The 14,091-nt window shown below is 54.3% G+C and carries 13 protein-coding genes; 2 read left to right on the forward strand and 11 right to left on the reverse strand.

The genetic code is table 11. From position 1 onward, the window contains the following. Positions 1 to 595: 595 nt before the first annotated feature. From hutU to hutI, 4 genes are read right to left on the reverse strand one after another with little or no spacing between them, the layout of a single operon-like run. Complete coding sequence (gene hutU, locus H151_RS0102945; RefSeq protein WP_019960136.1) at positions 596 to 2,266, reverse strand: urocanate hydratase; 1,671 nt, start codon at positions 2,264 to 2,266, stop codon at positions 596 to 598. A 5-nt stretch (positions 2,267 to 2,271) separates the two neighbouring features. Beyond that, positions 2,272 to 3,075, reverse strand: a complete 804-nt coding sequence (gene hutG / locus H151_RS0102950) for an N-formylglutamate deformylase (RefSeq protein ID WP_019960137.1) — start codon at positions 3,073 to 3,075, stop codon at positions 2,272 to 2,274. Then, a complete protein-coding gene (gene hutH / locus H151_RS0102955; RefSeq protein WP_019960138.1) occupies positions 3,059 to 4,657 on the reverse strand; it encodes a histidine ammonia-lyase in 1,599 nt (532 codons plus the stop codon). Before hutH ends, hutG begins: the two co-directional genes overlap by 17 nt. Further along, complete coding sequence (gene hutI, locus H151_RS0102960) at positions 4,654 to 5,862, reverse strand: imidazolonepropionase (RefSeq protein ID WP_019960139.1); 1,209 nt, start codon at positions 5,860 to 5,862, stop codon at positions 4,654 to 4,656. Before hutI ends, hutH begins: the two co-directional genes overlap by 4 nt. A gap of 122 nt (positions 5,863 to 5,984) precedes the next feature. On the opposite strand from hutI, the gene H151_RS0102965 reads away from it, so the two are divergent. Both H151_RS0102965 and H151_RS0102970 read left to right on the forward strand, forming a co-directional pair. Next, a complete protein-coding gene (locus H151_RS0102965) occupies positions 5,985 to 7,355 on the forward strand; it encodes a formimidoylglutamate deiminase (protein WP_019960140.1) in 1,371 nt (456 codons plus the stop codon). 7 nt (positions 7,356 to 7,362) lie between these two features. Next, positions 7,363 to 8,067 carry a GntR family transcriptional regulator gene (locus H151_RS0102970; RefSeq protein ID WP_019960141.1) on the forward strand — a complete coding sequence of 235 codons (705 nt, stop codon included), beginning with the start codon at positions 7,363 to 7,365 and terminating at the stop codon, positions 8,065 to 8,067. On the opposite strand, the gene H151_RS0102975 is transcribed toward H151_RS0102970, so the two are convergent. From H151_RS0102975 to H151_RS0103005, 7 genes are all read right to left on the reverse strand, one after another. After that, complete coding sequence (locus H151_RS0102975) at positions 8,064 to 8,942, reverse strand: ATP-binding protein (protein WP_019960142.1); 879 nt, start codon at positions 8,940 to 8,942, stop codon at positions 8,064 to 8,066. The two genes, H151_RS0102970 and H151_RS0102975, sit on opposite strands and share 4 nt — an antisense overlap. After that, a complete protein-coding gene (locus H151_RS15305) occupies positions 8,939 to 10,066 on the reverse strand; it encodes a PP2C family protein-serine/threonine phosphatase (protein WP_019960143.1) in 1,128 nt (375 codons plus the stop codon). The genes H151_RS0102975 and H151_RS15305 overlap by 4 nt, the downstream gene beginning before the upstream one ends. A 65-nt stretch (positions 10,067 to 10,131) precedes the next feature. Next, on the reverse strand, positions 10,132 to 10,434 hold the full coding sequence (locus H151_RS0102985; protein ID WP_019960144.1) for an STAS domain-containing protein: 303 nt from the start codon (positions 10,432 to 10,434) through the stop codon (positions 10,132 to 10,134). An 8-nt stretch (positions 10,435 to 10,442) separates the two neighbouring features. Continuing rightward, a complete protein-coding gene (locus H151_RS0102990; protein WP_019960145.1) occupies positions 10,443 to 11,501 on the reverse strand; it encodes a methyl-accepting chemotaxis protein in 1,059 nt (352 codons plus the stop codon). A 1-nt stretch (position 11,502) separates the two neighbouring features. After that, the gene (locus tag H151_RS0102995; RefSeq protein ID WP_026353782.1) at positions 11,503 to 12,564 is read right to left on the reverse strand and encodes a protein-glutamate methylesterase/protein-glutamine glutaminase; all 1,062 of its coding nucleotides are present in this window, start codon (positions 12,562 to 12,564) and stop codon (positions 11,503 to 11,505) included. A 9-nt stretch (positions 12,565 to 12,573) separates the two neighbouring features. Further along, the gene (locus H151_RS0103000) at positions 12,574 to 13,200 is read right to left on the reverse strand and encodes a hypothetical protein (protein WP_019960147.1); all 627 of its coding nucleotides are present in this window, start codon (positions 13,198 to 13,200) and stop codon (positions 12,574 to 12,576) included. A 4-nt stretch (positions 13,201 to 13,204) separates the two neighbouring features. Then, positions 13,205 to 14,080, reverse strand: coding sequence for a CheR family methyltransferase (locus tag H151_RS0103005; RefSeq protein WP_019960148.1), 876 nt, complete (start codon positions 14,078 to 14,080; stop codon positions 13,205 to 13,207). Between the last annotated feature and the right edge of the window lie 11 nt (positions 14,081 to 14,091).

Raw genomic sequence — 14,091 nt, forward strand, 5'->3', positions numbered from 1 at the left:
ATCCTCGCTTACGCTGCGGGCGGCCTTTGGCCTTGCGGGCTGATCGCCCGGTTATCCCAATCCTCGCTTACGCTGCGGGCGCGCGTTCGCGCTTGCGGGCTGATCGCCCGTTATGTCCTCCCCTGCGAAGCGGGGGAGGTGGCCTGAAAGGCCGGAGAGGGCGTTCTAATAAACGCAAGCCGGTTGAGGAAAAGCCTAGTCTGTCATCCCGGACGAACAACAGTGAGATCCGGGACCTATAAACTTTTCCATAAACGCTACAGATCCCGGATGTGCGCTTCGCTTTTCCGGGATGACACTATGGTTTTAGCGGCGAGTGCGCAGGTGCGCAGGCAAACCCTGTCTGATTTCGATTTGGACCCCAAATCAAGTCCGCAATGTCACGATACCCCCCAACCCCGACGCCTTAGCCTCATGTAGGCGATAGCCGGTCGCGCGCTAAAAGTCGCGATCCGGGATCTATTGAGTGTGCCATGAATGATCATAGATCCCCGATTAAATCGGGGATGACAGGTTGTGAGAGCTTTCTGCTTAAATATCTGGCAATTGTGGAATGGACCCCGGATCAAGTCCGGGGTCGTATTCTTAAAGCGGACTATTTTAAAATACCGGGCAGATTAAGACCGTGCTCACGCGCGCACTCTTTCGCGATGTCATACCCGGCATCGGCGTGACGCATGACCCCCGTCGCGGGGTCATTCCACAAGACGCGCTCAATCCGCTCGGCCGCTTCATCCGTGCCATCACAGCAAATCACCATGCCGGAATGTTGCGAGAAGCCCATGCCGACCCCGCCGCCATGGTGCAGCGAGACCCAGGTCGCGCCCGAGGCACAATTTAAAAGCGCGTTGAGCAAAGGCCAATCGGACACCGCATCCGAACCATCTTTCATGGCTTCCGTTTCGCGGTTCGGCGAGGCCACAGAGCCTGAATCCAAGTGGTCACGGCCAATCACAACGGGAGCCTTTAATTCACCCTTGGCCACCATTTCATTGAAGGCGAGGCCCAGGCGATGACGATCGCCCAGACCGACCCAGCAAATGCGCGCCGGTAAGCCCTGAAAGGCGATGCGCTCGCGCGCCATATCCAGCCAGTTATGAAGGTGGGTGTTGTCCGGCAACAGCTCTTTGACTTTCTGGTCGGTCTTATAAATATCTTCCGGATCACCCGACAGCGCCGCCCAGCGGAAAGGCCCAATACCCTTACAAAACAGCGGACGGATATAGGCGGGAACAAAACCGGGGAAGGCGAAGGCCCGCTCCAGCCCCTCATCCAAAGCCACTTGGCGGATATTATTGCCATAATCAAGGGTTGGAATACCCTGATCCCAAAACGCCACCATGGCCGCTACATGCTCTTTCATTGAGGCGCGCGCGGCGGCCTCAACCGCTTTGGGATCGCTTTCGCGTTTCTCATGCCATTCGCCAAGGCTCCACCCCTTGGGCAGATAGCCGTTCAAAGGATCGTGGGCGGAGGTTTGATCGGTCACAATGTCAGGGCGAACCCCGCGGCGCACCAGCTCTGGGAAAATCTCCGCGGCATTGCCGACCAAGCCTACGGACTTGGCTTCACCGGCGGCCGTCCAGCGCGCGATCATCGCCAAGGCCTCATCCAAGGTCTCGGCCTTCTCATCAACATAGCGGGTGCGGATGCGGAAATCGATCCGCTCTGGATCACATTCCACGGCCAGACAGCAGGCGCCCGCCATCACTGCGGCTAGGGGTTGCGCCCCGCCCATCCCGCCAAGGCCCGCGGTCAAAATCCACTTTCCGGTGAGATCACCTTGATAGTGCTGACGACCGGCCTCAACGAAGGTTTCATACGTGCCCTGAACAATGCCTTGCGAGCCGATATAGATCCAGGACCCGGCGGTCATCTGGCCATACATCATCAAACCGGCTCTATCGAGGGCATTGAAATGGTCCCAATTGGCCCAATGCGGCACCAGATTGGAATTGGCGATCAGAACGCGCGGCGCATCGGCATGGGTTTTAAAAACGCCCACCGGCTTACCCGATTGCACCAATAAAGTCTCAGTCTCATCAAGGGTTTTGAGGCTATCAACGATCGCGTCAAAGTCTTGCCAGGTGCGCGCCGCGCGACCAATCCCGCCATAGACCACCAGCTCATTGGGGTTCTCCGCCACATCGGGATCGAGATTATTCATCAACATCCGCAAAGGCGCTTCGGTGAGCCAGGATTTGGTGGTGAGCGTGGCACCGTGAGGCGCACGAATGGTGCGGATATTGTGACGCGGATCAGACATGGGAATTATCCTTTCTGGCCAAGGCCAAAGGCTTCCAACCCCTCAAGGAGCGGACGTAAATGAGCGCGAAGGCGCGCGGTTTTCGAAAGCGAGAGATCAAAGGGGCGTGTTTCATGGATCAGATAGGCGCGCTGAGCGATCTCCATCTGAACCGCATGAACATTCTTCGCGGGCTGGCCATAATGGCGCGTGGTCCAGCCGCCCTTGAAGCGGCCATTGACGACAGAGGTAAAGTCTGTCTGGCCCACTAGGGCCTGTTCGGCCAGCGCCTGAATGGCAGAATCACAAGACTTCCCTGAGAATGTGCCAAGATTGAGATCCGGCAATTGCCCCTCAAACAGGAACGGCAAACGCGAACGGATCGAGTGACAATCATAGAGAATGGCCACGCCAAAGCGATCCAAGGCCCGCGCGATCAAGGCGTCTAGGGCGCGGTGATAGGGCGCGTGAAACCGGCGCAAGCGCTCTTGAACCTCATCTTCGCCGGGGGCTTGATCCTCTTGCCAGATCGGTTTGCCTTCAAAGTCCACCTCAGGCACCAAGCCGGTGGTGTTCTGCCCCGGATAAAGGCTCCCCCCCGATGGATCACGATTAGGATCAATAACATAGCGATGAAACAAGGCCCGCACACGGCTCGCGCCTGGGATCAGATCATCATAGACGCGGTCGATATGCCAATCGGTATCGGCCAAGGTCTGACCGCGCGCATTTAACCGCGCAAACATCGTGTCGGGCACATAGGTCCCACTATGGGGTGAGGCGAGAATGAGCGGGCTATCGCCCTCATAAATATCAACCCAATCCGTCATCGAACTTCTCCAACGGATCAGCCATATGCTCATTCACATGGATGGCGAGTGAGGGCAGAACATCAATCACGGGAATGATCAACGCGCCGGTATGGACCAGCTGCGCCGCCGCTTCCAGATCGGGGGCGAGATAGCGATCCTCCTGCAATGTCGGACTGACCTGACGAATAATATCAATGGCCTTTTGAAGACGCGGCGAGGTGCGTAAAGGCGCGCGCAATTCAACCCCTTGCGCGGCACACAGCGCTTCAATGCCGACAATTCTTTCCAAATTCGTCGTCATATCCCACAAACGGCGGGCCCCGTGACAGGCCATGGAGACATGATCTTCCTGATTGGCACTGGTCGGGGTGGAATCGACACTGGCCGGATGGCTGCGCTGTTTATTTTCACTCATCAAGGCCGCAGAGGTCACTTCCGCAATCATAAAGCCTGAATTGAGCCCCGGCTTGGGCGTTAGGAAAGCGGGCAGACCAAAGCTGAGCGCAGGGTCAACCAACAGCGCAATCCGGCGCTGGGTCACCGCCCCGATTTCACTCACCGCCATGGCGATCATATCCGCAGCGAAGGCCACAGGCTCGGCATGGAAGTTGCCGCCCGAAATGATTGATCCATCAGTCAGGACCAGCGGATTATCGGTCGCGGCATTGGCTTCGCGCTGCAAAGTCTCCCCGGCCTGACGCAAAACATCCAGCGCCGCCCCCATCACCTGCGGCTGGCAGCGCAGGCAATAGGGATCTTGGACCCGCTCATCCCCATCCAAATGGCTATCGCGGATGAGCGAGCCCTCTAAAAGCTTGCGCAAGGCCTGACCGGCGGCGATCTGGCCAGGTTGGCCGCGCAACAGATGAATTTCTTCGTGGAAGGGCGCGGACGAGCCCATGGCTGCATCGGTGGACATCGCGCCGGTGACCAGCGCATTGAGCCCCGCCCACCAGGCCCGGAATAGCCCCGCCAAGGCCAAAGCTGTTGAGACTTGAGTACCATTGATGAGCGCCAAGCCCTCCTTGGCGGCCAGCGCGATGGGGCTCAACCCTGCGGCGCGCAAAGCCTCCCCACCGGGCAGAATGTGACCGTCATACTCGGCCTCGCCCTCCCCCATCATGACCGCGGCCATATGGGCCAGCGGGGCGAGATCACCCGAAGCCCCGACCGAGCCTTGACCCGGGATGACCGGATAAACCCCGCGCGCAAGCATGCCTTCAAGCAGCTCAACCAAGCTCCAGCGCACACCCGACGCCCCGCGGCCCAGCGAGATCAATTTGATCGCCATGATCAAACGCACGACCTGATTGGGCAGACGATCGCCCACACCGCAGCAATGCGACAGGATCAAATTACGTTGCAAAGTCGCGACATCTTCGGGCGGGATCCGCACACTGGCGAGCTTCCCAAAACCGGTATTGATCCCATAGACGGCTGCGTCCCCGGCGGCGACCTCGGCCACGCGCTGCGCGCTCGCCTCAACCTGGGGTTGGCAGGCGCGATCCAAAATGACTGAGTGATCAGTCAGATAAATATCCCTGAGATCATCAAGGGTTACAGAGCCTGGCACCAGGATCAAAGCTGTATCATCGCTCATGCTGAGCCTCCATAAAGACGAGAGTGCAAGGGGTTGAACCCCAGCCGATAGATCAGATCGATGGGCGCTGCCGCATTCCAGATCGCCAGATCGGCGCGCTGGCCCGGCGCAATCTGGCCCACCTCACCGGCCAGGCCCAAGGCTTTCGCCGCATGCACCGTCATCCCTTTCAGGGCTTCTTCCGGGGTCATATGAAACAGGGTGCAGGCCATGTTGAGCATCAAGAGCGGCGAGGTCACAGGCGATGAGCCAGGATTGCAATCCGTCGCAATCGCCATGGCGACACCGGCTTCGCGCAGAGCCGCCACGGGGGGCTTCTGGCTCTCGCGCAGGGTATAAAACGCGCCGGGTAAGAGCACGGCAACCGTGCCCGCTGCGGCCAGCGCACCGACGCCTTCAGGGCACAGATACTCCAAATGCTCGGCTGACAATGCCCCGCGCCGCGCGGCCATAATCGCGCCGCGCTGATTGGTCAATTGCTCGGCGTGCAGCTTGATGGGAAGGCCCAGCGCCTGCGCCTGATCAAAGACCCGCTCCATCTGCACAACGCTAAACGCGATGCTTTCACAGAACCCATCAACCGCATCGATCAGGCCCTGTTGATGGCCCGCAATCATGCCGGGCAGCACAATATCAGTGATGTAATCATCACCGCGGCCTTTATATTCGGGCGGGATCGCATGGGCGGCGAGATAGGTGGTTTTGATCCGAACCGGACGCAAGCTTTCCAATTGACGCGCCGCGCGTAGCAAGTTGAGCTCACTCTCTACGCTCAATCCATAGCCAGACTTAATCTCGATCGTGGCCACGCCTTCGCCGAGCAAGGCATCCAAGCGCGGCAAAGCGGCCGTAACCAAATCCTCAACGCGCGCATCGCGGGTCGCCTTGACCGTGGAGAGAATACCCCCGCCCGCCTTGGCAATTTCGCTATAAGGCCGGCCTTCCAGGCGCATTTCAAACTCACGCGCGCGATCCCCACCAAACACCAGATGAGTGTGGCAATCCACAAAGGCCGGAGTGATCAAACGCCCGTCATGGTCTTCACGCGGCCAGTTTTGATAGATCTCCGGCAAATCATCCTGCGCCCCGACCCAGACGATAGAGCCATCCTTAACCGCGATCGCGCCTTTATCTATCAAACCATAGGGCGCAGCGTTATCGACCAAAGTGGCCAAGCGCGCGCCGGTTAAAACTCGACCCGTCATGAGCTATCCTCAAAATACGAGGCCACGGCCCCGGTCCGGTGAAAAGGATTGCGCAACTTGATTATGTATGCACATATTTGTCAATCCGCTTCGCGATCACAAAACACATCAGGCGCGCCGTCATGACACAAGTTTGGGCAAAAACTGCATTAACATCTGAAGGTTGGCAAAATGACGTTCGCCTAACTTTTGACGAAAACGGCGTCATTCTGGCGCTGGCTGCGAACGCAGAACCGGCCAATGCCTTTAAATGCGATATCTTGCTGCCCGCCCTGGGCAATCTACATTCCCATGCCTTTCAACGCGCGATGGCGGGCCTCACTGAAGCGCGCGCCAGCCGTATGGGCGATGATTTCTGGAGCTGGCGCACCTTGATGTATCGCTTCTTAGAGGTGCTCGACCCCAGCGCCGTCGAAGCCATCGCCGCCCAGGTGCAAATGGAAATGCTGGAAGCGGGCTATGCCAGTATCGGTGAGTTTCACTATCTGCATAACCAAGTCGGCGGTGTGGCCTATGACCAGCCTGAAGAAATGTCCGCGCGCATCTTCGCCGCCGCCGCCCAGACCGGGATCGGCCTGACGCATCTGCCGGTGTATTACACCCGCGCCGGGATGAGCGATCAGCCGTTGGAAGGCGGCCAGCTGCGCTTTCGCCATGATCTGGGCAGTTTCGTGGAAATGCTCGATTACACGGCCAAGCTGTTAGACACCCACCCTCAAGATTATCGCCTGGGCCTTGCGCCCCACTCGCTGCGTGCCGTCACTCAAGGCGATTTGAAGACCTTGCCTGCGCTACGCCCCGATGATCCGGTTCATATCCATATCGCTGAGCAAATCGCCGAGGTTCAAGCGGTACAGGAACGCTATGGCGCACGTCCGATTGAATGGTTGGCGCAAAACCTAGACCTCAATCCACGCTGGTGCCTGGTCCACGCCACCCATATGACACCCCACGAAATCCAAACCCTGGCTCAATCGGGGGCCATTGCGGGACTTTGTCCAATCACCGAAGCCAATCTGGGCGATGGCGTCTTTGCGGGTGCGGATTATCTGGCCGCCAAAGGCATGTTCGGCATAGGCTCAGACAGCAATGTGCGCATCTCCCTCAGCGAAGAATTACGCCTGTTGGAATATTCCCAACGCCTGACCCATCGTGCGCGCAATGTGATGAGTGGCGAGCCCCATCTAAGCGTCGGACGCACCCTTTATGAAGGCGCGGCCCAGGGCGGCGCGCGCGCCTTGGGGCGCAAAGCGGGCCGGCTTAGCGTCGGTCAGCTGGCCGACATGATCGCGCTGGATGGCGAGCACGCATCTGTTATGGATCTTAAAGGCGATACCCTTCTGGATGGCTTCATCTTCGCAGGCGATGACCGCGCTGTGCGTGAGGTTTGGAGCGCCGGGCGACACATGGTCAAAGAGGGCCGTCACATCCATCACGATGCCATTGAGGCGCGCTTTAAAATCGTGATGCGCCAGCTTCGCCAGAGCCTGTAAGCCCTTCATGTCGCCCGCATCCCGCATCAAATCCTATAGCGATGTCAAGGCCGAGATCTTGCGTCGGATTGCGGCTAAAGTCTGGGCTGTGGGTGATCCCATCCCCAATGAGGAAGACTTGGCGCGTGAATTTCAATGCGCGCGCACTACGGTCAATCGGGCACTGCGCGAATTGGCCGAGGCCGGAATTGTGGAGCGTAAACGGCGCGCGGGCACACGGGTCGCCGAAGCCCCGGCCCAGGATATGCGCTTTAAAATCCCCTTGGTCGAAGATGAGGTCGCCGCCATCCCGGCGTGCTATCGCTATCGCCGTTTAATCCGAGAAACGCTGAGTGATGAGGCGATCGCCCACACGATGAAGCTCGCGCCCGACGCGCCGCTATTGCATATCTGCGCGCTGCATTATGGCGATGATGCGCCCTTCCAGATTGAAGAACGCTGGATCAATCTCAGCGCTATTCCTCAAGCGCGCGAAGAAAGCTTCCAAGATATCAGCGCCAATGCCTGGCTGGTGCGTGAAGTGCCGCTTTCGCGCCTCGACACTCAACTTTATGCCAGCGCAGCCAGCGCAGAGATTGCAAAACGGCTCGCCATAAAAGCCCAAAGTCCGATTTTGGTGATTGAGCGCACCACCTGGCGCGCCGATCAGGCCCTGACCCATGCCAAACTAAGCTATCGCGGCGATCATAAGATTTCAGCAACCAGCGCTTAAAAACTGGCCTCCTCACCCTCACCGCTCATTTCAATAACCGCTTCAACAATTGAGCCGTCGCCCAAATGGATCACCTTGTCGAACGCCAACTCTTTGGCCATTAGAATGCCACGCCCACGATAAGCATTGGTATCAGAAGTTTTGTTCTCATAGAGACTGTAATCAAACCCTGAACCCTCGTCTTCAATAACGATGGTAATTAAACGCTCGCCCCGGCGAAAGCGAACATGGGCTTGGCGATGCGAGTAATGAGGATCCTTTAAACGGCGCTCGACCTCTTCACGCCATTGCCCCTCTTTCAACAATCGGTCTTTGGTCTCTGCATCGATTTCTAAATTGCCGTGCTCAATGGCATTGATCAACAACTCTTGAAGGCCCACAGCCACCAATTCCTGTTGCGGACACGCCAAAGACAACATCGTGGATAAATTACGCGCTTCCTCCAGTGTGCGGATGGAGAACTCCCCTGAAATGATAGAGCCAATGGCAGATTTACGCCTCTGAACATCTTTTTTCAGGGACAAGACCTGTTCGCGAAATTCCCCCGCTGCGCGGATCACAGACAGGATTGACCCCACATCGGAATCCGGGCGGAGTAAAAAGTCTGCCCCACGGCGGCTCGAGGTATTTTCTGTCAATAAAATGGTTTGAAACGCATCGGCCATATGCGCCTGGTCGGCATTCAAACGCGCGACGCTTTCATCATTAAAAAGGGCGATACCGACGCGCTCTACGGGCGGATCCATCTGACAATATAGACGATATTCATCTGGATCATCCAAAGCCTCGCAAATGGCTTGACTTCGAATTTGATCATCAAGGGCAATCCATATGACCTGCCCTGTCCAATCGTCAGTGAGAGAACCATTCGTCATTCGGCCTCCAATGTCACCAGAGTTAAGTCATCACGCCAAGGCCCCTCCAGCGTGCCAAACTGGCCCTCGACAAACTGCGCGGGAAAATCCCTCCAGTCGATCTGACGTCGGACAAATTGTGCACGCGCTCCCAACTCACGATCTGTTATCTGCTCATTCTCATTATCAAAGTCTTCCACCAAAGCGTCACTATAGAGCATAAGGCAATCGCCGGGCTTTAAGGATATAGTTTGATTAGTGTAACTCGCTTCTTCAATACACCCTAAAGGCAAGCCACTGGCATCGCAGATATCAACTGCGCCGTCCTGACGCAAAACCAAGGGGGATGGCGCGCCGGCACCGGCAAAAGTCATGGTCAAAGTCCGCCGATCATAAATGCCGTAAAAGGCTGTGGCAAAATGCTCTACGGGGAAAATTTCATACAAGAACCGGCTCATATGGCTCAGCCATTCCGCGGGCAAACATGAAATCTTGGACATTTCCTGAACAAGCATATGAAGGCGAAATGCATTAATCGCCGCACTGACACCATGCCCGGAAATATCAACAACAAGCACGGCGAGACGATGCTCATCTAAAGACCAAATGTCCCAAAAATCACCGCCAATCTGATCTGAAGGTTCAAAGAATGTCGCAATCTTCAAACCGTGACGCGTCCCTAAGCGTTCAACGCTGTCAGGGTCTTTAAATAAAGCACGCTGCATGGCTTGCGCAGTACGCAGTTCATCAACCATGCGTGATTTATAAGCCTTCAAGGTCTCAATGACGCGGCGCTTTTCCAAGTGCAATTTAATGCGCGAAATCAACTCTGGCGGATTAATAGGCTTAATGACAAGATCAGACGCCCCGACGTCAAAGGCCTTTGCGCGATGTAGATTGTCCTCTAAACCCGATTGCACCAAGATCGGACATTCAAGTTTAAGAACCTCACGAACTTCCTGGCAGACTTCGAATCCCGATTTACGAGGCATGACGAGATCAAGAATAATGATATCAGGGGGATGTGCAGCGATCTTCTCCAAAGCATCCACCCCGTCAATAGCAAACAAGATGTTACTAAATCCCGCAGATCGCAAGACCGAGGCGATTAGATTACGGGTTGAGGCCAAATCATCAACAACCATGATTGCTGAATCATAAACTTCAAGACTGTAATTTGATGGAGCAGAATCACTCACTGCGCGTCCATTCAATTAACTTTTATTATCTGATCAATCTTGGACAGTTGAAGAACTTTTTCCACATGCCCCTTAACACCACTTAGCCTCATGGTCTTATTGGCCTTTTTTGCTTTATCATTGGCCAAAATCAACATCCCAACCCCCGCAGAGTCGATCATCGTCAATTCAGCGAGACTAACTTCAACTTGATTATTGTCGCTCTCATTGATCGCGCGAATAACGCCCTTAAACTTCTCATGATCGTCAAAAGTTAAAATTCCCGTCAGCGCAATATGCAAATGGGAGTCACGCGGTGAGCAAGCATAATCCATCTCAGACCTCAAAACAGTTCGATGTTGTTTTCACTGACATCTTCTTTTGGAGAAAGCCCTGACGAGACTTTTCCTGTCAGGGCTGCTTCAAATGTTGAACGCACTTCACTTAAAGTTATACCGCTTAAAATGTTCTGACAGAGCGCGTCACATGCCTCATCATCGTAATAATCCTCAGGCTGATCGCGCATAAACTTCAACAGAATATCCAGAACCCCAACAACCGCATCACTGCGTTGGCGCATGCGATCTTGAAACTGCATAGTCGTCACTAAGTCATTGATCTCATCAGTAATTCTGCTTGAAGCCGTCGCAGAGTCATCAATAGCCCCCTTTAAAACCTCATTACGCTCGACAAGAGAGTTTAATACGACTTGCAAATGCTCACGCGCATCGACCTGCCTGGATAAATCCATGGCCCCGATTTCATTCATTTTATTATATTCATCACGGATTTGCTCAATAACTTCATTAATATTATTTTGCACAACATCGATACTCGAGCGCATCCGATCCGCAAGGGCGTCAATACGACTTGCAAGAACATGCATCTCATGCGCCACAACTTGGAACCCGGCCCCAGCCTGTCCTGCGCGACCCGCTTCAATTTGAGCATTCAAAGATAACAGGCGACTTTGGCGATTAATCGCTTCGATTTCCGCGACACAAGAGCCTAATTCTTTGACTTCATCCAAAATCTCATCAAGAGAATAAATAAGGGACACACCCTGTTTAGAAAGAATAAGAATTCGATCTGTAATTTCTTCAAGTGTATCCTGAAGCAGTTTTGGCAAATCGATAAGATCAATTACTTTACCGTCGTATTCCACAACGCCGATTTGGCTAATGACTTGTGACAGTCTTACATTTTGCGCCTGTGAGGCATCAACAAGAGATTGGAATAAGGACGACAAGCGACCGGTGTTGAGCTCAACATCGCGCGCACTTTCGCCCAGAACCATGTTAACACTGTTGAGAGTCCCAATCGCCAGTTTAGCAAACGGAGAGCGCACCCCACCTAAGGAGGAACCCGTCAAAAGATTGTTATAATCTAAATTGACAGCCATATCAGATCCTCATCGCCTGGGTTGAACGCCCTGCGACCCACTTCAGAATTTCTGAGGCGATGACCTCTAAAGGCACCTGTTTTTCAACGCCGCCGCCTTCAAAGGCCGCCTTGGGCATACCATAAACGAGAGAGCTTGCCTCATCCTGGCCAAGGGTTTTCGCTCCCGCCTGCTTCATATGGAACAGACCTTCAGCCCCATCCCGGCCCATTCCCGTCAAAATCACGCCGATGGCATTTGGTCCTGCCGCTTTTGCAACTGAATCAAACATCACATCCACGGAAGGGCGGTGATTATTGACCGGTGCCGCATCCGATAAGCGGCACACATAATCAGCTCCACTGCGCTTCAAGATCAGGTGCGCATCGCCCGGTGCAATCCAAACTTGCCCAGGCATAACGCGACGGCCCTCTTGAGCTTCACCAATCTTCATCGGACAGATTTTATCTAAGCGATTAGCAAAACTCCGCGTAAAACCCGCCGGCATATGCTGGGTAATGATGACAGCTGGACTATTGGCGGGCAAACGCTCCAGCACATGACCCAGGGCCTCAACACCGCCCGTAGAAGCCCCGATCGCAATCACCACTTCACTGGATGCGATCGGCAAAAGCTCAAGGGCTTGCCTTTCCTTGCGAGGTTGATAGGCCCTGACCCGGGTGCGCGCGGCCATTCGCAGCTTCTCAACAAGCTTTTGGCTTAAAGCCTCCATACCCTCGCGGATATCTCCGCTCGGCTTGCTGATAAAATCAACAGCCCCCATGCTTAAAGCTCGTAAAGTGGCATCTGCGCCCGCTTGGGTTAAAGATGATACCATCACGACAGGCATCGGACGCAAGGTCATGATTTTTTCAAGAAAAGACAGACCATCCATTTGCGGCATCTCGATATCTAAAGTAATCACATCGGGATGAAGGTCTTTGATCATTTGGCGCGCTATGAGGGGATTAGACGCTGTTCCAACAACATTAAACCCAGGAATTTTTCCAAGGATTGTTTGGAGTATCTGTCGCATAAGCGCAGAATCATCGACGATCAATACCCGTATAATCTTATCCGGCACGTCGACCTCCTAAAATAGCTCTATGCTACCCTTGGCTTTTTCCAATACCGGCGGAGCCAAACTTAATTTGGACTCACGCTTCGCGATCTCTTGCACATCCCCACCCTGGATAAACCGTCGCCAGGATTTTCCCGTATGGGGATCGAACAGAATACGACGCCCCTTATTTCCCCCTAAGTCACTAGCTACAATGCGCAAATTCTCTTTTGCCGCATAAGAGCGGATGAAAGTTGCATTCTTAGAGCCAATCGCCGCGACATTGCCTGATGCGCCAACATTCGCCCCACCAAACACCTTACACTCCAAGCGACTACGAATGGCTCCAGACTTCATCAAATCATTGATGAGGCCTTCCATCGCGTGATTTCCATAGCGAAGAGCCAGGCTTGCTCCATCCCACAATCCCTCATTGTCGTGGGGCAGCATGAAATGGTTCATACCGCCAATTTTGACGAACGGGTCATACACGCACGCCGCCACACAGGACCCTAAAACCGTAGCTATCAACTCACCCTGATTATAGGAGATATACTGCCCACCCGGCATGATCTTTACGATCCAGCGATTTGAACTGCTGTCATGATAGCGGTGAATATTGATACCCTCGGAAGTCTTAAGCTTTCGTCCTGCACTCATACCATCACCCCCCCTTCATTGGGCGCTGATAGACGGTACGCCCCAGGGGCTCTAAGTCGAGATCTCTGCTCGCCAAGGTTTCCGAATGCCCCAGAAATAAAAACCCGCCTGGAGGCAACAATTGAATGAAACGTTGGATCAGCTTATTCTTAGTGGGCGGGTCGAAATATATTGTCACATTGCGACAAAATATTGCATCAAATGGCCCTTTCATCGGCCAGTTGCCATGTAGATTGAGACGGTTAAAGCGAATATGACTTTGAAGCTGTTTGTCAACTTCAATCAAATCCTGGCCTAAACTGCGCATATAGCGATGCTTCACCTGAGCGGGAATGTCACGTGCTGTATCTACACTATATTGCCCGCGCTTGGCGTGCGAGAGCACGGTTGTATCAATATCCGTCGCTAAAATCTTCCAGTCAAAGTCGAGATCAAAGGCATGGGCCATGGTCATCGCAATGGTATAGGGCTCTTCACCCGTAGAACAGCCCGCTGACCAAATTCTAATTTTGGAAGGCGCACCCCGGGTAAGTTGCTTTCGCCATTGCGCAGCGGCCGTGCCGCGCAGAAAGTCAAAATGGTGACGCTCTCTAAAAAACTTGGTATGGTTCGTCGTCAACGCATTGACAAGATTACTAAATTCTTGATTATCTTGACCCTCTGCCAAATAATCAAGATAGGCCTTAAACGTCGTCAGGCCTAGATCACGAAGCCGCCGTGTCAAGCGGGCATACACCAAGCCCCGCTTTTGATCGCTCAGAGAGATCCCCGCGCGATCATAGATAAAAGTCTTGATCTTTTGAAAATCCGCTTCACTCATCGCGAATTCACGGTTTTCAAAATTCTGATTTTTATCGCTTTTTGAAACGGAGAGCGCCATTATTGTCTCAC

Origin of the sequence: Woodsholea maritima DSM 17123 (assembly GCF_000382325.1) — a bacterium.
GTDB lineage: Bacteria > Pseudomonadota > Alphaproteobacteria > Caulobacterales > Maricaulaceae > Woodsholea > Woodsholea maritima.

What these genes read in the sequence shown, in the direction of transcription:
- hutU (WP_019960136.1), bottom strand. Translation starts at nt 2,266, where the DNA reads ATGTCTGATCCGCGTCACAATATCCGCACCATTCGTGCGCCTCACGGT.
- hutG (WP_019960137.1), bottom strand. Translation starts at nt 3,075, where the DNA reads ATGACGGATTGGGTTGATATTTATGAGGGCGATAGCCCGCTCATTCTC.
- hutH (WP_019960138.1), bottom strand. Translation starts at nt 4,657, where the DNA reads ATGAGCGATGATACAGCTTTGATCCTGGTGCCAGGCTCTGTAACCCTT.
- hutI (WP_019960139.1), bottom strand. Translation starts at nt 5,862, where the DNA reads ATGACGGGTCGAGTTTTAACCGGCGCGCGCTTGGCCACTTTGGTCGAT.
- H151_RS0102965 (WP_019960140.1), top strand. Translation starts at nt 5,985, where the DNA reads ATGACACAAGTTTGGGCAAAAACTGCATTAACATCTGAAGGTTGGCAA.
- H151_RS0102970 (WP_019960141.1), top strand. Translation starts at nt 7,363, where the DNA reads ATGTCGCCCGCATCCCGCATCAAATCCTATAGCGATGTCAAGGCCGAG.
- H151_RS0102975 (WP_019960142.1), bottom strand. Translation starts at nt 8,942, where the DNA reads ATGACGAATGGTTCTCTCACTGACGATTGGACAGGGCAGGTCATATGG.
- H151_RS15305 (WP_019960143.1), bottom strand. Translation starts at nt 10,066, where the DNA reads ATGGTTGTTGATGATTTGGCCTCAACCCGTAATCTAATCGCCTCGGTC.
- H151_RS0102985 (WP_019960144.1), bottom strand. Translation starts at nt 10,434, where the DNA reads ATGGATTATGCTTGCTCACCGCGTGACTCCCATTTGCATATTGCGCTG.
- H151_RS0102990 (WP_019960145.1), bottom strand. Translation starts at nt 11,501, where the DNA reads ATGGCTGTCAATTTAGATTATAACAATCTTTTGACGGGTTCCTCCTTA.
- H151_RS0103000 (WP_019960147.1), bottom strand. Translation starts at nt 13,200, where the DNA reads ATGAGTGCAGGACGAAAGCTTAAGACTTCCGAGGGTATCAATATTCAC.
- H151_RS0103005 (WP_019960148.1), bottom strand. Translation starts at nt 14,080, where the DNA reads ATGGCGCTCTCCGTTTCAAAAAGCGATAAAAATCAGAATTTTGAAAAC.